The organism is Secundilactobacillus pentosiphilus, assembly GCF_002217985.1.
Taxonomy (GTDB): Bacteria; Bacillota; Bacilli; order Lactobacillales; family Lactobacillaceae; genus Secundilactobacillus; species Secundilactobacillus pentosiphilus.
Map to the genome: position 1 here is coordinate 35,215 of NZ_BCMI01000011.1, position 20,971 is coordinate 56,185.

Below are 20,971 nucleotides of genomic sequence, written 5' to 3' on the forward strand. Positions count from 1 at the left end.
CCAGAATTTTTTTAAACTATTTCAAATTTTCACAAAATGTCCTTCACGCTGTAACAACGCCTTCCCAAACATTGTTACCACGCGTTATCGATGACTAATCAGCCACTGATAAATGTAAAAATGATGCAATTTCACTACTTGGAATCGACTTGATCTTAGGTTGTCCGACGGCCGTCAGATAAACTAAATTCAAGTGACCATGCCGGTTTTTCTTATCGTTTTTGACCTTGTCTAATACAAGCGGCGAGGTCAATAACTCATCCGTTACCGGCAAACCAACAGCCGCAAAGCGATCGCGTAATTTCGCGGTGATACCCTTTTCTGCTAAACCAGCGTTTTCAAACACCCGCATAATTGCCACGGTCCCAATGCTGACTGCTTCGCCATGACGCAGGCCACCATCAGCCAACGCTTCAACCGCGTGGCCAATCGTGTGCCCAAAGTTCAATAACTGACGAGTACCGCTTTCCGTTTCGTCAGCCATCACCACCGACGCCTTATAGTGAATCGAACGTGCGCTCAATTCTGGCGAGTGGGTAATCAAATCAGCTGGACTGTTAATGGTCTCAATGAGTTGCCAAAAGTCACCACCTTCCAGTGCGGCCGTTTTCACAATTTCGCCATAGCCTTCAACTAAGTCACGCTGTTTCATGGTGGCTAAAGTATCCGGGTCAACTATCACTAAATCTGGTTCGTAAAAGGCGCCAATAATATTCTTAATGTTATCCAGATCAACAGCGGTTTTACCGCCTACTGAACTGTCTACCTGCGCCAGCAGTGATGTCGGTATTTGGATAAAGGACAGCCCGCGCATGTATGACGCAGCCAATAAGCCCGCTAAATCACCTGTAACGCCACCGCCTAACGCGATAACACTGTCATCACGGTTGAAAGCATCACCAGCCATTTGACGCGCTAAATCCGCCAAAACTATCAGCGACTTTGAGGCTTCGCCTGCCGGAAAAACGTAGCGGTGAACGTCGAAGCCAGCCGCAGTTAATGACTTGGCAACTTGCTCTTGATATAACGGTGCGACGTTGTCATCACTGATCAGCGCAATTTTCCGTGCGGACCACTGCTTACCTACCAATTCGCCGACCTGTTTCAACAGACCGCGCTCAATTAAAACATCGTATTTTGTCTCTGGTAACGTCACAGAAACAGTCGTCATTCTAGCGCCCCGCTTCCGCTTGCTCTTGTGGCATTTCCGTTAGTAATTCACGAATGGCAAATGCTTTGTCGGACAATTCTTTGAATTCGTTTGGCTTCAAAGCTTGCGGTCCATCAGAAAGGGCGTGAGCTGGATCATCGTGAATTTCAACAACCAATCCTGAGGCACCAGCCGCAACACCGGCTAAGGCTAGTGGAGTGACGAATTCAGTGTGGCCTGAAGCATGGCTTGGGTCGATGATTACTGGGTAATGCGTTAACTTCTGAAGTACCGGTACCACACCAACATCCATGGTGTTTCGGGTGTATTTGTTATCGAAGGTCCGGATCCCGCGTTCAGCGATCATGATATTGTGATTGCCACCAGCAGCAATGTATTCTGAAGCGTTTAGAATATCATCAACGGTTGCCGACATCCCGCGCTTCAACATCACTGGAATGTTGGTTTTACCAACCGCTTTCAGCAAGGAGAAGTTTTGCATGTTACGGGCACCGATTTGGAAGATATCCGTGTACTTAGCAACCAGTTTCACGTGCTCGTCATCCATGACTTCAGTCAGCACATCCATGTTGTACTGATCAGCGGCCCGGCGTAAGAATTTCAAACCGTCTTCGCCTAATCCTTGGAATGAGTATGGTGAGGTCCGCGGCTTGTATGCACCGCCACGAAGAATCGTTGAACCATTAGCTTTAGCAACCGCCGCCATCTTCATCACGTGTTCCTCTGACTCAACGGAACATGGACCAGCCATCATAGTGAAGTTATCGCCGCCGATAATACTGTGCTTGGTTTTGATGACAGTGTCTTCTGGGTGAAATTCACGACTGCCCTGAACTGCCTTTGGCACGTTATTGATCAGTTCAGTAGCTGCTGCCCGTTCAGTGTCTGATAAGTCAGCTTCTGTAATGCCTTGAACTGCTACCCGGTTACGATGGACAAAAATTTCATGGGTATTACCGAAATGCTGCTGAAGTTCTGCAATGGTGGTTTGGTCGTTATTCTTTAATACAATAATCATAATTATCATCCTCACTTTTTGGTGTGTTCTAGTTGTTGTGTAATTGCGTCTTTAACTTTATCAACTGGCATTTCCTGATGTGTCCAGCGGTTAAATGAACCCGCTGCCTGCTGCACCAGCATATTAATACCGTTCATCGTTTGGCAGCCTCGCTGTTTAGCCTGGGCAAGAAATGGTGTTTCAAGCGGTGCATAGATTGCATCGGCAACCATCTGCCCTGAATGGAGACCCTGCATGACTAGCGGTGAAACTGGGCTGCGTGTATCATCCGCCATACCGAGGTTCGTGGTGTTGACGACGACATCAGCTTGCTGAAGCACTTCTGCCATTTGACCTTCATCTTCGTATGGTAAAACGCAGATGTGATCTGACCAGCTGGTAAGCCGGTCCTGCAACGCGTTAAACGTGCTGTTCTGCCGTTTAAAGACGGTAACTTCTGCGCCTTGATCAGCTGCTGCTAAGATAATTGCCCTGCCGGCACCGCCAGCCCCTAACACCGCTACTCGCTTACCCTTAACGCTAACTTGCTCATCCTGTAATGCGCGAATGAAGCCTTCACCGTCAGTACTGTCACCAACCAAATGACCTGCTTGGTTAATCACGGTGTTGACCGCCTCCAGTTGTTTAGCCACCGGAGTCAGCTCATCAAGAAATTCAATAATTTGCTGCTTATAGGGCATCGAAACGTTAATACCGCGAATCGGCAGCGCTCGCATCGATTGAACCGCACTTTCAAACTGTGCTGGTTCAACGTCGAATGCGAGATAAACGCTGTTGAGGCCTAGAGCTTGAAAACTCGTGTTATGAATCAGCGGCGACAAACTGTGCCGCGCGGGTTTAGCGATAAAGCCGTATAAACTTGTGTGTGCATCAACCAATTTGTCACCTCCTTAAAATTAATTCAAAATAAAAACGTCCCGCACTGCTTTGCTTTCACAAAACACTGCGAGACGATTAGACGTCGAATTTATAACAACGGAACTTATCCGTGTCACACAGTGTTTTGAAACCTTTCTGTGTGACCGGCAAATGATGCTGAAAAACTATTGGCCGCACAGATTGCAGTGATGCGTGTCTGCAACCTGTACGGTGTAGACACTACATTGACCAATAGTAACTAAATCGATTTAATTGTCGGTTTAATGCTTGCGTATTCAGTATCATCATTTGGAACTCCCTTACTGTTTTGATTTGTTGTATAAGACAATAAACTATTAGAATTAGTCTGTCAAGCATTAATCTATTTTTAATCTATTTTAATTTTTAAGCATCACTCACAAACTGCATATTAACGGTCTTTCTTAATCAATAATTAATTTTAACTATTTTGACTGTTTTATTTTCAAATCTCATCAAGCGTCTGATTGCCTAGAGTATGGCGTTTATAGGAGTCCGGTATTTTATAACGTCAATTGATCCGGTTAAAACGACCATTGAACAAATTTGAATATGCATCAGAGTTTTCAAGCTACATCCAAGTTTTATGATAAAAGTGCTGTTTCTTCATTAATGATTATGAGAATTATATCAACCAATCGTCTTGCGACTTGACAAAATTTAAATTATTGCGTATTGTAAGTGCCAATTAAACACCGTCCATACAAACCAATGACGTGGAGATCAAGATTACCGTGCACGTAAAGAGAGCCGCCGTAGCTGAGAGTGCGACCGAACGCAGGTAGTTAAATGGACCACGGAGGGTTCCCTTGAAAGATCAGAGTGTGGAAGCTGGCGTTTAAAGACCGGCGTATAAGCAACTCAGACAAAAATCCTGGTTTTGGATTTATGGCTGAGTTGCTTATACATAGGTCTTTGCCAGCTGGAACACGTTTCGGCATAGAAGCCGGCAAGTACGGGGAAACGTACAGACATACGTCAGTTGTCGGAAATGTGATCACGCATTTCGCTAAGGGTGATGCGAGGGAGAAGTCCCTGCATCAAATTAAGGTGGCACCGCGGAATTTAAACTCCGTCCTTAACTTAAACGCTAGTAATAGCGTTTAATGTTATGGGCGGAGTTTTTTTGTTGCAGAGCGTGAGAGAAAACGTCTTGAGACCGGAGTGTAAGGGACTTAAAATAAAAATCCCGGTCTTGGATTTATGTTTTAAGTCCCTTACATGCAGGTCTCAGTTTTCTCGAACGCGTTTCAGCAATATAACTGTAAAGGAGTGCTTAATAATGACAAACCTAAACCATCAAAAGCGATGGCAAACTCCAAAATTAAATGTACCCGAACATCGTAAACATTAAAATTTGGAGGAATTTTACCATGACATTAAACGAACTGCTCACCGCCGCCAAGGGTTATCCAGCTGTACCCGTAACATTAGACTTTCAGCTGCAAAACTTTGAGGCCGTCACCTTATTTAACGCTTTAAAAGAAGCCCAGGAACCCGGTTTCCTGTTAACTGGGAAACCCAAAAAGACCGAAGACGGCTACACCTTCATTGGTTTAGCTCCTAAGCAAACCTTCACCTATCGTGATGGCGTGCTGACGACCACGGTTGATGGTGGTGAAGCCACCACCGAAAAAGCGGATTTAAAACCCATTTTGGAAAACATTTTAAAGCAGCATCAGACACCCCTTATCCCTGGCTTACCACCATTTACCGGTGGTTTGATTGGCTACTTCAGTTACGATTATGCCAAATACGCTACTACGGCGCTTAAACAAAAAGTTGCCGACCCAATGGGATTGGACGACGCTGACCTACTCCTAGTTGACCGAGTGATTGCCTACAACCATCGCCAGCAAAAAGTCACCATCAGCCAGATCATTCCGACTGATGAACTCGCTGAACGTTATGATGACGTCATGGCTGATTTAAAACGGCTGCAGCAGTTGATCCTCAAGGCTCAACCAAAACCATTACCGCGGTTTGCGCTGACTCAGCCCTTTCATTTTCAGTTCAGCCTTGAAGAATTTTCTGAGAAAGTGGCGGTTGCCCAAAATCACATCGTGGACGGCGACATCTTCCAACTGATCTTCTCCAATCCGCAACAAGCTGCCATGAGCGGCTCATTACTGGGCGTTGCCCCAACCTTATTTAAGGATAGTCCCAGCCCTTACCAGTTCTACTTCCACCATCGCGACTTTGAAACGCTGGGTGCCTCACCCGAAACGCTGATCACCAAGCGTGGCAACACCCTTTTCACCTACCCGCTGGCTGGTACCCGTCGCCGGGGAAAGACGCAGGCAGAAGACGATAAGTTTGCCCACGAACTACAGACTTCCGAAAAGGAAAAGTCCGAACATAACATGCTGATTGACCTCGGCCGCAACGATTTAGGCGTCGTGAGCCAGTTTGGTTCCGTCAAGGTCACTAAGACCCGCAACCTGCTGAAATTTGCTAACGTGATGCATCTCGGCTCAACCGTAGAAAGCAAAGCTAACCCTAAAGCATCCGCTATGGATATCGTTAACGCGGTGCTGCCCGCGGGAACCCTTTCCGGCGCACCGAAAATCTCAGCCATGCAGATCATTGCTAAGTTAGAAAACCGCAAACGCGGCGTTTACGGCGGCTGCCTGGGTTACCTAGATTTCAGCGGTGACTTGGACCTTTGCATTGGCATTCGGCTCACCTACCGCAAGGGGGATCAAATCGTGGTTCATTCCGGTGCCGGTATCGTGGCTGACAGTATTGCTAAGTATGAATATCAGGAATTTAACAACAAGGCCAGCGCGGTCGTGAACGCAATCAACACCGCAGATCAAGGAGGCGTCGCCCATGCTTTATCTAATTGATAATTACGATAGTTTCACCTATAACTTGTATCAGCTCATTGGCACACTCAGTGAGGAACCCATCACCGTGATTAAAAATGACGAACTCACCGCTGATGACATGATCGCTAAACACCCAACCGGCATCATTGTTTCACCAGGTCCTGGCCGGCCAGAAGATGCTGGTAACATGATGCAGATTCTCCGTGTCTTTATTGGCCGGGTACCGATTCTTGGCGTTTGCCTCGGCCATCAAGCAATCGGTGAAGCTTACGGTGCTCAGGTGGTTCACGCACCGAAACTGATGCACGGCAAGCCGTCACTCATGACACAACAGGGTCACGCTGAGATGTTTGAGGCTTGTCCCGTTCAGTTTGAGGCTGCCAGATACCACTCACTCGTCATTGACCCTTCAACCATGCCGGAAGATTTGACCGTCACAGCAACGGCCGATGACGGCACGATTCAAGCTGTGGCTGATGAAGCTAACCAGGTTTACGGTGTTCAGTTCCATCCTGAATCCATTATGACCGATCCCGAAGTTGGCAAAACAATTATAAAAAATTATTTAGCCCAGATTCGCGTTGCAATGGCTTTAGGAAAGCTTGCATAAAATTAAATTTAAGAAAAAGTGTTGACATTATTTTCATAAAGTTTTAATCTATTGTCAATCAAATAAATTCGCTCATACAAACCAATGATGTGGAGATCAAGATTATCGTGCACGTAAAGAGAGCCGCCGTAGCTGAGAGTGCGACCGAACGCAGGTAGTTAAATGGACCACAGAGGGGCGCCTCGAAAGATGAGAGTGTGGAAGCTGGCGATTAAAGACCGGCGTATAAGCGACTTAGACGAAAATCCTGGTTTTGGATTTATGGCTAAGTTGCTTATACATAGGTCTTTGCCAGCTGGAACACGTTTAGGCTATGATGCCTATCTTGCAAGTACGGGAGCACGTACAGACATACGTCAGTTGTCGGAAATGTGATTACGCATTTCGCTAAGGGTGATGCGAGGGAGAAGTCCCTGCATCAAATTAAGGTGGCACCGCGGAAATAATATCCGTCCTTAATGTAAACGCTAGTAATAGCGTCTATGTTATGGGCGGATTTTTTGTTGCAGAGCGTGAGGAGAAACGCTTTGAGACCGGAGTGTAAGGCGCTTCGGTCAAAAATCCCGAACTTGGATTTTAGACTGAAGCGCCTTACATGCAGGTCTCAGTTTCTCCGAACGCGTTTCAGCAATATAACCGCAAAGGAGATCTTAATCATGACAAATTTAAATCAGAAACGATGGCAAAGCCTTTCAGCTGAATCAACTCAATTGATGAACACGAACTGACAATAAACTGGAGGAATTGACCATGACAATGACTATTGAAAACGCAATTACTAAAGTAGCAAACCGCAACGATTTAACCTTTAACGAAATGAATGACGTGATGAACGAAATTATGGATGGTAAAGCTAACGACATTCAAATTTCAAGCTTACTCACCGCTTTAACGGTCAAGCACGAAACGGTTCAAGAAATTGCTGGTGCTGCCAATTCAATGAGAGATCACGCCCTAACGTTTAAGGCTGGCGAACCGGTCCTTGAAATCGTGGGTACTGGTGGTGATCACGCCAACTCATTCAACATTTCCACCACTTCATCCTTAGTTGCCGCAGCTGCTGGGACACCAGTTGCTAAGCACGGTAACCGGGCCGCTACTTCTAAGAGCGGTGCTGCCGATGTTCTTGAAGCCTTAGGCGTTAACATCAACGTCACGCCAGAAGCTAGCGAAGATATCTTAAATCAAATCGGTATCTGCTTCTTGTTCGCTCAGGAATATCACAAGGCAATGCGCTTCGTGGCTCCCGTTCGAAAGACACTTGGTATTCGGACCCTGTTCAACGTCCTTGGCCCGCTAGCAAACCCAGCCCACGCCGGCATGCAGTTATTCGGCGTTTTCGATGACGCACTGGTAGAACCAATGGCACACGTGCTCCATGAACTAGGCGTTGAAAATGCCTTAGTGATTTATGGTACCGATGGCTTAGATGAAGCCTCCATCTCCGCACCAACCCACGTGGTTGAGGTTCGTGGCGATGACTTCAAATCCTACACCATCACACCAGAACAGTTTGGTTTGAAGCGGGCTAAGAAACAAGATATTGTCGGCGGCACCCCTGCTGATAACGCTCAAATCACCCGCAACATTCTGGCTGGTAAGAAGGGGCCACAACGTGACATCGTTCTCTTGAATGCCGGTTTAGCCCTCTACACCGCTCATCCAGAACTCACCATGGAAGGTGCCGTTAAGAAAGCCGCTGAAGTGATCGACAGCGGTGCTGCACAAGCTAAATTGAACGAATTCATCAATTTAACGAAGGGAGCCCAAGTAGCATGATCCTAGACGACCTTGTGGCAGCTACCAAAAGCCGCCTCCAACGTGAAAAAGAAATTGTTTCAGTTGATGAAATGAAAGCTAAAGCCGCCGCAGCGCCGACTAAGGATCCGCAAGCGGTTTACGACCGCTTCAATGCGCCTGGCATTCATTTGATCGGCGAAGTTAAGAAAGCTTCCCCTTCAAAGGGCCTGATTGCAAAGCAGTTCCCCTACTTAGAAATTGCCAAGGACTATGACCGCCACGGTGTCAGTGCCATTTCCGTACTGACCGAACCCGATTATTTCAAAGGCGACATTCACTACTTGCAAGAAATCGCCGCTAACGTCAGTGTCCCCGTCTTGCGAAAAGACTTCGTCGTTGATCCTTACATGCTTTATCAAGCTAAAGCAGCCGGCGCCAGTATCGTGTTATTAATAGTAGCAATCCTCAGTGATCAGCAGCTGAAAGACTACTTTAAGCTGGCACATGACCTGGGTTTAGCAGCCTTAGTTGAAGCCCATGACGAACAAGAACTTCAGCGGGCACAAAGCGTTGGCGCCAAGTTGATCGGGGTCAACAACCGCGATCTCCGAACCTTCGATGTTTCACTGAATAACAGCATCAAGCTGCGTAAACTGGTTCCGAATAATATTGCCTTCGTTGCCGAAAGCGGAATTCATACCAGAGATGACGTCAAGGTAATGGAAGAAAACCATATGAACGGTATCTTGATTGGTGAAGCCCTCATGACCGCACCGAACAAAGCTGATAAGATTACCCAACTGTTAGGAGTGTGATGACATGACGCAAATCAAAATCTGTGGGTTAATGCGAGAACAAGATACGCAAGTGGTTAATGAAGTGCACCCGGATTTCGCTGGTTTTGTATTTGCGAACAGTCGTCGTCAGATCTCATTAGCCACTGCCTTAAAGTTCCGGCAACTGCTTGATCCGTCAATTCCAACCGCTGGTGTGTTCGTCAACGAACCACTAGAAAAGATGTTAAACATCTACCGCAGCGGTGCGATTCAGATCGTCCAACTGCACGGTAACGAATCTGAAGAGACTGTTAAAGCACTAAAAGAAGCGGGAGCTACCGTTTTTCAAGTCTTTAAACCAAATGCCGAAATTACCCCGACCGCAGCTGATTACGTGATGCTGGATAGCGGCAATGGTTCAGGAATCGCACTGGATTGGTCACGGGTACCCCAAGCACCACACCCCTTTATCCTGGCTGGCGGGTTGACTCCCGATAACGTGACCACCGCGATTGCCGCTGTTCATCCAGACGTGGTCGACGTCTCCAGCGGGGTTGAAACCAACGGTCAAAAAGATGCTGATAAAATTCGTGCAATCGTTGCAACTGCACACGCTAACTAAAGAAAGGAAAATCATTAATGACAGAACTTAATTTGAAACTTAACAAAAACACTTCCGGTCGCTACGGCGAATACGGTGGTCAATATATTCCTGAAACACTGATGAACGAACTGGATCGGATGGCCAAAGCTTACGAGCATTACAAGAATGATCCAGAATTTAAAACCGAACTCCATGATCTGTTAGTGGATTACGCTAACCGCCCGTCATTGTTATACTACGCAGAACGCATGACTAAGGATCTTGGCGGCGCGCAAATTTATTTAAAGCGTGAAGACCTTAACCATACCGGTGCTCATAAAATCAACAACGTGATCGGCCAAGCTCTACTGGCAAAACACATGGGTAAAACCCGTTTGATCGCTGAAACCGGTGCCGGCCAACACGGTGTGGCTACTGCTACCATCGCTGCTTACTTCGGTATGGAATGCGAGATTTTCATGGGTAAAAAGGATACCGACCGGCAAAAGTTGAACGTTTACCGGATGGAATTACTGGGTGCTAAGGTACACCCCGTTACCAGCGGTTCAATGGTCTTGAAAGACGCCATCAACGCGGCGCTGCAAGACTGGACTAAACGGGTCGATGATACCTTCTATCTGATGGGTTCAGCTACTGGTCCACATCCATATCCACTAATGGTTCGCGACTTTCAATCCGTCATCAGTCAAGAATCCAAGCAGCAGCTCAAAGAAAAAACCGGCAAATTACCCGACATGGTCGTGGCTTGTGTCGGCGGCGGTTCAAACGCCATCGGTTCATTTGCTAACTACATCGATGAACCTAGTGTTCAGCTAGTTGGTGCTGAAGCAGCTGGTAAAGGTGTCGAAACCGACTTAACTGCCGCAACGGTTGAACGGGGTTCTGATGGGATTTTCCACGGCATGAAGTCCATGTTCCTGCAAAACAAAACCGGTCAAATTATTCCGGTTTACTCCATTTCAGCTGGGCTTGATTACCCAGGTGTCGGTCCAGAACACGCTTACCTAGCCAAAACCGGTCGGGCCAAATACGTCGGGATCACTGACGACGAAGCTGTTCAGGCCTTCGAATACATTGCAAAAACGGAAGGCATCGTTGCCGCTATTGAAAGTTGCCACGCGGTTGCCTACGTTGAAAAAATTGCACCCAAGATGCGTAAGGATCAAATCATCGTCTGCACCCTTTCAGGTCGGGGCGACAAAGACGTTGCATCAATTGCCAAATACAGAGGAGTGGATATCGATGAGTAAATTAACTGATGCCTTTAAAAATCAAAAAGCCTTCATCCCGTTCGTTGCTGCCAATGACCCGGACTTTGACGGTACCGTCAATAACGTTGTTGCATTAGCTCAGGGCGGCGCAGATATTGTTGAACTAGGAATTCCCTTTTCCGACCCGATTGCTGATGGTCCGGTTATCCAAGCTGCGGATCTGCGGGCGTTAAAGGATGATCCTGATTTACCGATGGATACCATCTTCGATATGGTTAAGGCAGTTCGCAAGCAGACCGATGTCCCGCTAGTCTTTTTGACCTACCTCAACATTGTCTTCCGTTACGGCTACGAAGCCTTTACCGCCCGTTGCGAAGGACTCGGTATTGAAGGCTTAGTCATTCCTGACATGCCGCTGGAAGAACGAAACGAATTGGAACCCATTGCTGAAAAGCATCACGTTGACTTGATCCCGCTGGTCACCCCAATTTCTGGCGACCGCATTGAAAAAATCGCTGCCAGCGCTACTGGTTTCATCTACGTGGTTTCCTCACTGGGTGTTACCGGCGAACGTAGTGAATTTGCTAACGGCTTAACTGACCTCGTTAACCGCATCCGTAAAGTCACCGACGTCCCAACCGCCATTGGCTTTGGCATCCATACCACGGAACAGGCTACTGAAATGGCCCAAATTGCTGACGGTGCCATCGTCGGCAGTGCCTGCGTCAACATTGTGGCCGAATACGGTCGCCAAGCACCCGCAAAATTAACCGATTATACCAAACAAATGAAAGCAGCTGTTAATGCCAATCCAGTGAGATAGGTACAGCACGCAAAAAGTCGCTCTAGCTGTCTGCTCGAGCGACTTTTGTTTAACCTAATTTAACGGGGACTTGCAGGTAGGAAACGTATTCTCCACCCGTGTGAATCACTTGCTGGCCCTTGTTTTGGGCTTGGTATGGCAATGACCATGGCACGATGGCGCCGGATTCGTTCTTTGAACTGATCACTAACCGCAGCTGCTCACCAGGATAAAAGACCATGCCCATTGGCATCATCACGATATCAGCGGGCACGCTTTCGCCGGCCGTTAATTTTTCAACCCGGTCGAAACTGTGCACTGGGATCACGTCGGTGGACTGTTCTTCATCTAAGTGACGTGCCGAAACGCGCAGGCGGCCATCCGGTCCCTTGTATTTCATAACGGTACCGCCATTATCCGTGAAGTCGTGCATCAGCGCGCCGTGGTTGGGTACCACGAATTCAGATAACTGGTTGCCGTTAACGTCCAGCTTCTGCATCACAACGAATAATTCCATATCGTCGGCAGCCTTAGCTTCCACGTTCAAATGAACTTTAGGGTAGCCGATCAAGGTCGTCTTCTGGTCAAACCGCTTGATGAACGACGCCTTGCCTGGACCCATTTCCGGGGCGTAAGTCACTGGAATATCCTTCTGAGTTGGTGCTGATACCAATTCGCGGCTGCCACCATTCAGGTAGAGCTTTTGATATTCAACGTAACTTGGTGGGAAGGCGTCACCCGCAACGTCAGTCTGATTGCCGCCTTCCATATCGAGGACGGAATAACGAACCTTAGGGGTTTGATCCCAGCCGTTTTGGATGCCCTTCAGGTAGAAATCATAGAATCGCTTACGGTCAGCAGTATTCATCATGTCGTAATAATCTGGCCACTCCTGGCTGTCATGGATCCGCAGCCACTTGTTTTCAGAAGCGATGCCGCGCCATGCCCGGAAAGTACCGTTAGTATGCAAGGTATTGCCGTAACTGGCAACGAGGTATGTTGGCACCTTGATTTGATCCAGTTTAGCAATTTTATCTCGCCAAACGGGATGGTTAGCTAACGGGTACTGCTTCATTTCCTCGGTCACATCTTCGCGCTTGTTATCAGCCACGTTAACGTGGTTGGACTGCAGCCGGTTCACGAAGTCCTCATCTGGAATGCCGCCTCTAAAGGCAATGTCACGATAACCGTCACTCAAGCCTTCATTCGGGTTGATGGCAGCTAAATGTGGTGGCTGTTCCGCAGCGATGTACCATTGAGAAAACGACAGGTATGACGTGCCGCTCATTGCAACCTTACCGTTACTCCAGCTTTGGTCAGCCAGCCATTCAATGACGTCGTAGCCGTCACGGCCCTCTTGAGTGCCCATCATGCTGACATCCCCTTCGGAATGGGCAATTCCCCTTTCGTCCGGGTTAGCAATAGCGTATCCTTGAGCACACCAGTAAGCTGGGTCTGGGCCTTCAAACTTTTCAAGGCCAGAAACGATGTTATCTTTTAAGCCGATCAGGCCAAAAATATTTTCGTAACGCGGTGCGGTACCAGCGCTCTTCCCGTATGGGCTCCACGCCATGATTACCGGCACCTTTTCATCGGTTACGGGGCGGAAAATATCCGTGTAGATAGTCACGCCATCCCGCAGTTTAACGGGAACATCCTTTTCAAAAATGATGTCGCAGTCTAACGCCTTAAACTTGGGACTTACCTGATACCCTTTAGGCAAGGTTTGCTTACCTGGTTTAAACGGGCTGAGGATCCCGTGTTCGCGGCCATCGTCAACGTAGTGTAACGTTGGTTTATAGGTTTTTAATTGATTCAAATCGGTCATGATGAAACCTCCTTGGTAGTTTCTGGTTGTGATTACTGAACCATCATAACGAGTTGCGGCGGTTTAAGGTATCATCAGCTTCCGTCAGGATGATTGCTTATTACCGATAATTAGGTGTATTGTCTATTCATACGACATTATGTCTTAAATTGTCTAAGAAAGGCGGTCATCATTTTGCCCCGAAATGCACAAAACGCGCGTACAGAACGCGATATTCAAAATGCGTTTATTACTTTAGTTAACCAGAAAGGGTTTCGTAACGTTACCATTAACGACATTGCTCAATTAGCCATGATTAATCGACAGACCTTCTACTACCACTATCAAGATAAGTATCAGCTAACTGAGACAATGATCGATGACTTGGTAGAAGCTTACGATGAACTCTATAAAAAGTACGTTGCTGTGAAGCTCAGGCAGGTCACGTTAACAAGCCGGATTCCAATGTTATTTCCAGAAACCATTTCGCTTTGGGCAACGAACCGTCAAAAAGTTGCCGCTTTGTTCTCCATTGAGTACAACAACTACACGTTAGAAGGTGAATTAAAAAAGCGCTTCCGGAGCTACTTACCCACACTGCTGGGACGAGAACCATTACCGTTAGAAAAAAACGTCTTTCCAGGAATTATTTTGTCCGTCATTGAAACGGTTGTCGAAACCGGACAAGTACCGACTCAAGATGAGATTATCAGAACCTTTAGTAACATCAGCGACGTTTTTAAATAAGCAACGACACTTTAACTGCTGACATTGGTAGATACATTTTTAAAAACCTGTTTACTTAGATGTAACAATTTTGTAATGTCATAATCAGTAATCGCTAAATATCAGCCAAAGCTTGGGCTTCTTAACCATTGTAACGTCAATAGATTGACATTTATTTGTCAAAATCAAGTCTTTATGGTTGTGAATGCAAGCATATACTGGTATCCTACAGTCGAATTACATTATGAGGAGGGGGCAACCTTGAACAATAAAACAACCGCAAGTTTAATTCACCGTATTGCAAGCTTTGAGACCCAGTATTTGAACCAACAGCTTCGTTCACTCGATTTGAATTCGGATCAGGCACGCGCTATCAACTTTATCTCCAGTCACCCTAATAGTATGCAACGAGATATTGCACACTACCTCAACCGACAAGAAGCCAGCGTCACCAATTTGTTAAAGGGATTAGTTCGCCGTAACCTTATCGTCCGCACGATCCCGCTAGAAAATGAGCGCACCAAACTACTCTCCTTGACACAAGCGGGTGCTGATTTGGTTGAAAGCATTCAAAAATCCTTTACTCAAATGAACATCCTGCTAGAAGATCCTTTGTCCGATGCTGAAGCCACGAAGCTGACGCAGTTATTAAATACCGTCCAAAAGGAAATTGATGCTAACCAGGACTGAATTTAAATTTGTATAGCTTGGGTAAAGCTAAGCTTAATTCTGACACTTTAACGCAAATATCCCCTGAAGCCAAAATATTTTGACCTCAGGGGATATTTTCAATTATAAAGCGTCTTGAAGTTAGCTGTCATGCAGGAAAGTCGGGTAGAATATAAGTAATCTCATTTGTTAAACTGAAAGGAGGAATTCTCGATTTCAATCGATATCAATTGGCTCTACCAGACTTTGTTAAATCACATGGGCCCTTCTGGCTGGTGGCCAGCCGAAGACAAGCGTGACATTATCGTAGGTGCCATTCTGGTTCAAAATACCGCTTGGCAAAACGCCGATGTTGGTCTGAATCATTTAAAACAGCGTACCAGGTTAGCCCCCGAAGCAGTGCTATCGTTATCACAAACGGAATTAATTGACTTAATCCGGGCCAGCGGCTTCTACCGTAATAAAGCCAAAGCGATCCATAACGTTTTCCAGTGGTTCGACGATCACGACTGGGACTACGCCGGCATAGCTGCCAAAGCCACCCAAGCTGAGCTTCGTCAACAACTGCTAGCACTGCCTGGCGTCGGCCAGGAGACTGCTGACGTTTATCTGGTCTATCTTTTTGACTTGCCAACCTTTATTGCTGACTCATACACTCGCCGTCTATTCACGCACTTGGGTTATCAGCACACTGATAGCTATCAGCATCTCAAACAGCAGATTACGCTCCCCAGCAATTTTACTGCCGAAATGGCACAGGATTTCCACGGTCAGCTAGATGAATTCGGCAAACACTACCTTCAACGTGAAGATACGTTTGCTGACAGCTTTTTGGCCCGCGCCCTACTTAAAAAACAGCAGGCTCAAAAAGGCTAGCAACCCGGGAATCCCCTGCGTCCACATAATCTGCCGGTTAACCGTCAAGCTACCAAAAACACCGGCAATAAACACAAACCCGGTAAACAGCAAACAGCCGGCTATCGTTGCATTTCCAGGCAATCCGAAACGCATGAACAGTAGTCCCGCACCTATGAACCCGTTATATAAACCAATGTTGGCCATCGTCGTTTTCGTTTCCGGACGATGCTGATACTCTGCCGAAAACCCAAAAGCTTTCTGCGCTGCCTCTGACTGAGAACCAAACATTTCTAAACCTAATATCAGCAGTGCTTCCACTGCGACAATGATGACTAAAACCGTACTAATCAATGACATCCTTATTCCCCCTAAAATAGCTTTGAGTCCCCTGTTGGCACTAGATAGATGCCAAATGAACCGTAACCGCTTGGCCACGTGTGATAGGCGGACGTTGACCCGTGGGGTGTGGCATAAATACCGATTTGATAACCCTTATACTTTGCCCGCTTTGAAGCAGTGTATCCCTGTGCGTTCAGAACCGCTGCAGCTAACTTAGTATAATTAGTCTTACTGGAAGTACTGGTCCAGTTGTACGGCGTAAAAATGCCGATCGCGGTGGAATTTTTATTGAGCTTCGAATACTTGGCCGTTTTGCTGGCTCCTGCATTCAAATCGTTGCGGGCATCGTTTGAGTAGCTGTTGTTAAGAATGGTCCCTGGAAATAGCGCCAGAATATCAGCCTGTAATTTGGCTGATTCGCGAACGGATTTAATACCCGCTAAGCCGCCACCGTAGGATTTCACCACGGCGCTATGGGCAAAAGCATCATCAGGATTGTCCCCCTTGGTGAGGTACGACCGGTAAACTAGGCCCTTAATTTTATCCTTGTTATCGGTCAATTCATAATAATAACCTGACTTTTTCCCGTGCTGAAGCTTTACCCGTTTGTAAACGTACCAGGTCGTCCGTGGATAGTGCTTTAGATTGTGAATCTTTTTAGTGTGCTTTAAATCCCACATATATTCATTCTTCGTTGTTTTCACGTAATAGGCAATGTGATGGTAACTTTTTGTGCTGACCGTTTTCCATGACGTCGCAGCCTGACCCGCTGCTGAAAAGCCGGTACTTCCTATCCCCTCAAGCATTAGCCCCGCAGTTAATGCCACGATTAATTTTTTCATCTGAAATTCCCCCATCCAGATATCTTGTTTGCTTCAAATGTAGCAGAGGGAAACGCTGGTTGCAAGGGGATTAGGTTACAAAATAGCCCGTTGATCCGTGATCGATCAACGGGCTATTTTAATTCATTTCCAACAAAAAAGACGCTCCATTTCTGGAACGTCCATACAGCCACTTAGTCGAAACTAAATGGGTTCTCAAAAATCCACATTTCCTTTGAACCAAGGCAGCCGCAAATCCGGCGGTGTTACATTGCCTGCTGTGCAAAAAAATCACCTAGTTGCTTGCGCAAACTGCTATTGCTAACAGTGTGATATTCTCGACTCATCGCATGTGAACTATCATAGCACGGATTGAAGCCAGACGCAAATCAACACGGTTACTTGTCACTATCATCCGTCTCTTGACTGTCGTCTGCATCCTTTTTTGCCTGATTTTCTTTGATTTGATCCAACTGCTTATCCAGCCACGTTGCGATTGCCGCTGCCATGTCGCCCTTATGGCTCACAAAATCATCCGCAGACGCCACCTTATCAATCCGCAAAGAAGACGGGTTAATATCTGGTGACTCTACGATACTGTAAACACTGACAGGCATCGTATCATCATCTGCCAGCATCTTCTTCATCGCATTTAAATAGCGTAACGGCAAGTTAACTACGCTGGTTTCCAAAGCAACTTGAATATCAGCGTCCGTCAATGTCAACGTGGCCTGCGCCAATTGATTTTCACCAACCGCTTTAACGATCATCTCAACCATTGGTTCAAGGGACTTAGCCACCCCATTCTTTTTGATTTCAGCTAAACTGCTGCCAAAATTTTGTGTCTCATATTTTTCAGCTTCAACTTCTTCTACGAAGTCCTTTACTAAACTCTCCATAGTTACCTCGATTGTTTATTTTGTTTGCGTTTTTCCTGCAATTTTTTAATTTCTGCCAGTTTTTCATTATCACGCTTATTATCAAGCCAGTGGCGATAACGGAGTGCCAGCACCATCCAGTAGCCGTTAAAAACGATCACTAGAAAATTAGCAAACGTCACCCCGGCTTTGATGCCAATAACTGCTGTACTACTAGTTAACACCGTTACAATACCATTAAACAGGCCAAATGAATAGATGACAATCACCATGGCTAACAGGTAGTATCCCGAATTATGGCCCAGAGCGCCCCAAATCATTGGCAGCGCGTAGAGTACCAGCGAGATAATAATTGAACGTATCACCGCTGTCATTTCAAAGTGATGTCCTAGTGCAACTAGCTTAGAGGACAACAATAGATTCATGGCGGAGAAAAGCACCCATGATACGATGCCGTATGTGATTAATTTTTGCTTGAGCATGTGGTTCTCCTTAATCGTTATTAATAGTTCAAATTGTAGCATAGTTCTATGTAGAAAATACAGGTTTACCCCTAGCAATGTGTGCTGGGGAAGCCTGTATTTTGGATTTTTGAGTTTATATTGGTTGAAGAACTGCTCAACTCTTATATAGCCGAATCGGGCTACTCCAGGCAGAGGCTTGCACCTAAGTCACTTCGGACACAAATCCAAACCCGGGATTTATATCCGAAGCACCTTAGGCTCCAGCCTCTAAACGCCTGGTTCCGCACCTTGTTTTAATCGGGCTACAACAGGCAGAGGCTTGCACCTAAGGTACTCCGAACACAAATCCAAGACCGGGATTTATGCCCGGAGTACCTTAGACTCCAGTCTCTAAACGCCTGTTTCCGCACCTAAGCTAACAAATCCACCAACTCATCCTTCGTAATACCCATGAAGTACTGACTGATATCCACATCATCCAAAACCTTTTCCAGGTTTTCACGATCATAGCGGATACCCTTCATTTTATCAGCTAGTTCGCTAACATCCTTTGGGCCGAAGAAGTCGCCGAAAAACTTGATTGTTGAGATTTTACCCTGTTCTACCAAGATCCGTGCATCAATGGTACCTGAATCAAAGTGTTGACGCTTCTTGACCGTAAATTCTGGTGACGTACCGTAAACCCAGTCCCAGTTGTTGTAGTACTGTTCGTAGATCTTGTCGATTTCCTTTTGTTCATCAGGGGTAACCACGTATTCCTTATCCTTGATTTCGTCCAAGCTGTCAACATGGAACAATTCCTTCAAGAGTTTGTCACGAAATTCTGGTACCGTAATATTTTGATATTCGGGTGCCAAATATGGCTTCAAGTTAGTTACACGAGAACGGACTGATTTAATACCCTTTGAAGCAATCTTATCTTCTGGGACATTTAAAGCATCCGCAATCACGTTTTGATCCACGTCCAGCATCAAAGTACCATGAGAGAAGGTCTTACCGTTCTTGGTGTACATCGCGTTACCAGAGAATTTCTTGCCATCGACTAAGATGTCGTTACGGCCAGAAACTTCAACTGACTTTGCACCCATATCATGTAAGGCATCAACAATTGGTTGAACGAAGGACTTGAAGTCCCCGAACTGTTCGGAATTACTGTCCAGCACAAAGCTAAAGCACAGGTTACCAAGATCTTGATAAACCGCGCCACCGCCAGATAAACGGCGGGTAACCGTAATGTTGTGTTCTTCAACGTATTTTTGATTGATTTCCTCTAATGTGTTTTGGTTTCGGCCAACGATGATACATGGCTTTTCATAGTAGAAAAGTACCAGTGGTTCGCCAAAATCCTTATTATTCATTAAATATTGTTCAGTAGCTAAGTTACGGCCAATATCGTGGGCCGTCATTGAAACATACCGCATGTCCAAACTTCCCTTCCAAATATTAATAACCAATCTTGTAACCGCTTTTCATTTTAACATAATCATGTAAGGGGTTACAGTTTGGACACCTGAATTGTGCACTAAAAGTGCATTGCCTTCGCTTCTAACCTAAGAACTGCACAAACTCGTCCAGTGTAATACCGTCAAAATAGTCGCCAACATTAACTTGGGCCAGTGCCTTTCGCAGCGAGGGCTGATCATAGCGAACTCCCTTAAGCATCTTAGCTAAATCAACCGCATACTTCTCACCGAAGAAATCACCAAAGAAAGTGACCTGTTCAATGCGTCCCTTTTCAACTAATACCCTAGCATCGATCGTTCCTGAATTAAAATGCTGGCGCCGCTTAACGGTAAACTCTGGGGACGTTCCGTAGACCCAATCCCAGTTATTGTAGTAATTATCATACAGCTTTTGGATTTGTTTCTTATCTTCGTCAGTCAAATGGTAGGCTTTGTCGGCAACTTCAGCCAGATCGTTGACCCCGTAGACTTTCCGCAAAATCGTATCGCGAAACTCCGCAATAGTGAGGTTTTGGTATTCCGGTTTCAAATGCGGCTTCAAGTTCGTCACCCGTGAGCGAACCGACTTGATGCCTTTTGAGGCCATTTTATCCTTGGGAACGTTTAGCGCACGAGCAATCACGGTTTGGTCAACGTCGTACATCAGCGTACCATGTGAAAACATCTTGTTATCCTTCACGTACATCGCGTTACCAGAAAACTTTTTGCCGTTCACTAAAATATCGTTTCGGCCAGAGACCTCAATGGAAGTTGCCCCCATCTCTTTTAATGCATCAACGATTGGTTTAGTAAAGGCTTTGAAATCCCCGAAGCGGTCATCATCACGATCGACCACAAAACTGAATGACACGTTTCCCAAGTCATCGTAAACCGCGCCGCCGCCAGATAGCCGCCGCGTGACCTGGATATTATGCTTAGCAACGTAATCCTGGTTGATTTCCTCCAAAGTATTTTGATTCCGACCAACGATGATGCAGGGTTTTTGATAGTAAAAAAGCAAGATAGGTTCGTCAAAGTCCTTATTATTCATCAAATACTGCTCGGTTGCCAGATTATAGCCGATGTCTTCGGTTTCCATATTGTAATAGTACATCTGTGTCCTGCTCCTTCAGTTGTTTTACTCTCAGTTTACCGCATTATAAGTAAAATGAAACCGCTGTAATCAGCTCAAAGCCAATTACAGCGGTCTCTTAATGACGGCCTTGGTCGCCAATCATTTCTATACCTATATTATGTCGCCATCATTGGGAAATGGCAACCATTTTGCTTCATAATCAACCCCCAAA

20 protein-coding genes are annotated in these 20,971 nt (G+C 46.1%); 10 read left to right on the forward strand and 10 right to left on the reverse strand.

Annotation, left to right across the window (positions count from 1 at the left end):
• Positions 1-94: 94 nt before the first annotated feature.
• From aroB to CES81_RS06825, 3 genes are read right to left on the reverse strand one after another with little or no spacing between them, the layout of a single operon-like run.
• On the reverse strand, positions 95-1,171 hold the full coding sequence (gene aroB, locus CES81_RS06815) for a 3-dehydroquinate synthase (protein ID WP_089121186.1): 1,077 nt from the start codon (positions 1,169-1,171) through the stop codon (positions 95-97).
• Between the two features lies 1 nt (position 1,172).
• A complete protein-coding gene (gene aroF / locus CES81_RS06820) occupies positions 1,173-2,189 on the reverse strand; it encodes a 3-deoxy-7-phosphoheptulonate synthase (RefSeq protein WP_089121187.1) in 1,017 nt (338 codons plus the stop codon).
• An 11-nt stretch (positions 2,190-2,200) separates the two neighbouring features.
• Entirely contained in the window at positions 2,201-3,067 is an 867-nt protein-coding gene (locus tag CES81_RS06825) for a shikimate dehydrogenase (protein ID WP_089121188.1), read from the reverse strand.
• Between the two features lie 1,392 nt (positions 3,068-4,459).
• Between CES81_RS06825 and CES81_RS06835 the strand changes: the two genes are divergently transcribed.
• From CES81_RS06835 to trpA, 7 genes are all read left to right on the forward strand, one after another.
• Positions 4,460-5,935 carry an anthranilate synthase component I family protein gene (locus CES81_RS06835; protein WP_089121190.1) on the forward strand — a complete coding sequence of 492 codons (1,476 nt, stop codon included), beginning with the start codon at positions 4,460-4,462 and terminating at the stop codon, positions 5,933-5,935.
• Complete coding sequence (locus CES81_RS06840; RefSeq protein ID WP_089121191.1) at positions 5,919-6,527, forward strand: anthranilate synthase component II; 609 nt, start codon at positions 5,919-5,921, stop codon at positions 6,525-6,527. Before CES81_RS06835 ends, CES81_RS06840 begins: the two co-directional genes overlap by 17 nt.
• Before the next feature lie 756 nt (positions 6,528-7,283).
• The gene (gene trpD, locus CES81_RS06850) at positions 7,284-8,306 is read left to right on the forward strand and encodes an anthranilate phosphoribosyltransferase (RefSeq protein ID WP_089121225.1); all 1,023 of its coding nucleotides are present in this window, start codon (positions 7,284-7,286) and stop codon (positions 8,304-8,306) included.
• Positions 8,303-9,082, forward strand: a complete 780-nt coding sequence (trpC, locus tag CES81_RS06855; RefSeq protein ID WP_089088447.1) for an indole-3-glycerol phosphate synthase TrpC — start codon at positions 8,303-8,305, stop codon at positions 9,080-9,082. The genes trpD and trpC overlap by 4 nt, the downstream gene beginning before the upstream one ends.
• Before the next feature lie 4 nt (positions 9,083-9,086).
• Positions 9,087-9,665 (forward strand): phosphoribosylanthranilate isomerase, encoded by a 579-nt coding sequence (locus CES81_RS06860; RefSeq protein WP_089121193.1) that lies wholly within the window; start codon positions 9,087-9,089, stop codon positions 9,663-9,665.
• A gap of 17 nt (positions 9,666-9,682) precedes the next feature.
• Complete coding sequence (gene trpB / locus CES81_RS06865) at positions 9,683-10,897, forward strand: tryptophan synthase subunit beta (protein ID WP_089121194.1); 1,215 nt, start codon at positions 9,683-9,685, stop codon at positions 10,895-10,897.
• Positions 10,890-11,681, forward strand: coding sequence for a tryptophan synthase subunit alpha (gene trpA / locus CES81_RS06870; RefSeq protein WP_089121195.1), 792 nt, complete (start codon positions 10,890-10,892; stop codon positions 11,679-11,681). The genes trpB and trpA overlap by 8 nt, the downstream gene beginning before the upstream one ends.
• A gap of 49 nt (positions 11,682-11,730) precedes the next feature.
• Here the strand turns inward: trpA and CES81_RS06875 are convergent, their stop codons facing one another.
• A complete protein-coding gene (locus CES81_RS06875) occupies positions 11,731-13,488 on the reverse strand; it encodes a CocE/NonD family hydrolase (protein WP_089121196.1) in 1,758 nt (585 codons plus the stop codon).
• Positions 13,489-13,662: 174 nt separating this feature from the next.
• Between CES81_RS06875 and CES81_RS06880 the strand changes: the two genes are divergently transcribed.
• The 3 genes from CES81_RS06880 to CES81_RS06890 all read left to right on the forward strand — a co-directional run bounded on the left by CES81_RS06880 (position 13,663) and on the right by CES81_RS06890 (position 15,738).
• Positions 13,663-14,214, forward strand: coding sequence for a TetR/AcrR family transcriptional regulator (locus tag CES81_RS06880; protein WP_180949751.1), 552 nt, complete (start codon positions 13,663-13,665; stop codon positions 14,212-14,214).
• Positions 14,215-14,454: 240 nt separating this feature from the next.
• Positions 14,455-14,883 carry a MarR family winged helix-turn-helix transcriptional regulator gene (locus CES81_RS06885; protein WP_089121198.1) on the forward strand — a complete coding sequence of 143 codons (429 nt, stop codon included), beginning with the start codon at positions 14,455-14,457 and terminating at the stop codon, positions 14,881-14,883.
• Between the two features lie 225 nt (positions 14,884-15,108).
• Positions 15,109-15,738, forward strand: a complete 630-nt coding sequence (locus tag CES81_RS06890; protein ID WP_225356361.1) for an endonuclease III domain-containing protein — start codon at positions 15,109-15,111, stop codon at positions 15,736-15,738.
• Here CES81_RS06890 and CES81_RS06895 read toward each other — a convergent pair.
• The 6 genes from CES81_RS06895 to lplA (CES81_RS06920) form a co-directional block, all read right to left on the reverse strand.
• A complete protein-coding gene (locus tag CES81_RS06895; RefSeq protein ID WP_089121200.1) occupies positions 15,706-16,077 on the reverse strand; it encodes a DUF1304 domain-containing protein in 372 nt (123 codons plus the stop codon). The genes CES81_RS06890 and CES81_RS06895 overlap by 33 nt on opposite strands.
• Positions 16,078-16,088: 11 nt before the next feature.
• Complete coding sequence (locus CES81_RS06900; RefSeq protein WP_089121201.1) at positions 16,089-16,901, reverse strand: hypothetical protein; 813 nt, start codon at positions 16,899-16,901, stop codon at positions 16,089-16,091.
• A gap of 377 nt (positions 16,902-17,278) precedes the next feature.
• Positions 17,279-17,779: a hypothetical protein gene (locus CES81_RS06905; protein WP_089121202.1), complete on the reverse strand. Its 501-nt coding sequence runs from the start codon at positions 17,777-17,779 to the stop codon at positions 17,279-17,281.
• A 2-nt stretch (positions 17,780-17,781) separates the two neighbouring features.
• Positions 17,782-18,240, reverse strand: a complete 459-nt coding sequence (locus tag CES81_RS06910) for a hypothetical protein (protein WP_089088457.1) — start codon at positions 18,238-18,240, stop codon at positions 17,782-17,784.
• Positions 18,241-18,632: 392 nt separating this feature from the next.
• Positions 18,633-19,643, reverse strand: a complete 1,011-nt coding sequence (lplA, locus tag CES81_RS06915) for a lipoate--protein ligase (RefSeq protein WP_089088458.1) — start codon at positions 19,641-19,643, stop codon at positions 18,633-18,635.
• 124 nt (positions 19,644-19,767) lie between these two features.
• Positions 19,768-20,778 carry a lipoate--protein ligase gene (gene lplA, locus CES81_RS06920; RefSeq protein WP_089088459.1) on the reverse strand — a complete coding sequence of 337 codons (1,011 nt, stop codon included), beginning with the start codon at positions 20,776-20,778 and terminating at the stop codon, positions 19,768-19,770.
• Positions 20,779-20,971: the final 193 nt, after the last annotated feature.

Coding starts and splice junctions, on each gene's coding strand:
- aroB (WP_089121186.1), bottom strand. CDS start 1,171: ATGACGACTGTTTCTGTGACGTTACCAGAGACAAAATACGATGTTTTA.
- aroF (WP_089121187.1), bottom strand. CDS start 2,189: ATGATTATTGTATTAAAGAATAACGACCAAACCACCATTGCAGAACTT.
- CES81_RS06835 (WP_089121190.1), top strand. CDS start 4,460: ATGACATTAAACGAACTGCTCACCGCCGCCAAGGGTTATCCAGCTGTA.
- CES81_RS06840 (WP_089121191.1), top strand. CDS start 5,919: ATGCTTTATCTAATTGATAATTACGATAGTTTCACCTATAACTTGTAT.
- trpD (WP_089121225.1), top strand. CDS start 7,284: ATGACTATTGAAAACGCAATTACTAAAGTAGCAAACCGCAACGATTTA.
- trpC (WP_089088447.1), top strand. CDS start 8,303: ATGATCCTAGACGACCTTGTGGCAGCTACCAAAAGCCGCCTCCAACGT.
- CES81_RS06860 (WP_089121193.1), top strand. CDS start 9,087: ATGACGCAAATCAAAATCTGTGGGTTAATGCGAGAACAAGATACGCAA.
- trpB (WP_089121194.1), top strand. CDS start 9,683: ATGACAGAACTTAATTTGAAACTTAACAAAAACACTTCCGGTCGCTAC.
- trpA (WP_089121195.1), top strand. CDS start 10,890: ATGAGTAAATTAACTGATGCCTTTAAAAATCAAAAAGCCTTCATCCCG.
- CES81_RS06875 (WP_089121196.1), bottom strand. CDS start 13,488: ATGACCGATTTGAATCAATTAAAAACCTATAAACCAACGTTACACTAC.
- CES81_RS06895 (WP_089121200.1), bottom strand. CDS start 16,077: ATGTCATTGATTAGTACGGTTTTAGTCATCATTGTCGCAGTGGAAGCA.
- CES81_RS06900 (WP_089121201.1), bottom strand. CDS start 16,901: ATGAAAAAATTAATCGTGGCATTAACTGCGGGGCTAATGCTTGAGGGG.
- CES81_RS06905 (WP_089121202.1), bottom strand. CDS start 17,779: ATGGAGAGTTTAGTAAAGGACTTCGTAGAAGAAGTTGAAGCTGAAAAA.
- CES81_RS06910 (WP_089088457.1), bottom strand. CDS start 18,240: ATGCTCAAGCAAAAATTAATCACATACGGCATCGTATCATGGGTGCTT.
- lplA (WP_089088458.1), bottom strand. CDS start 19,643: ATGCGGTATGTTTCAATGACGGCCCACGATATTGGCCGTAACTTAGCT.
- lplA (WP_089088459.1), bottom strand. CDS start 20,778: ATGTACTATTACAATATGGAAACCGAAGACATCGGCTATAATCTGGCA.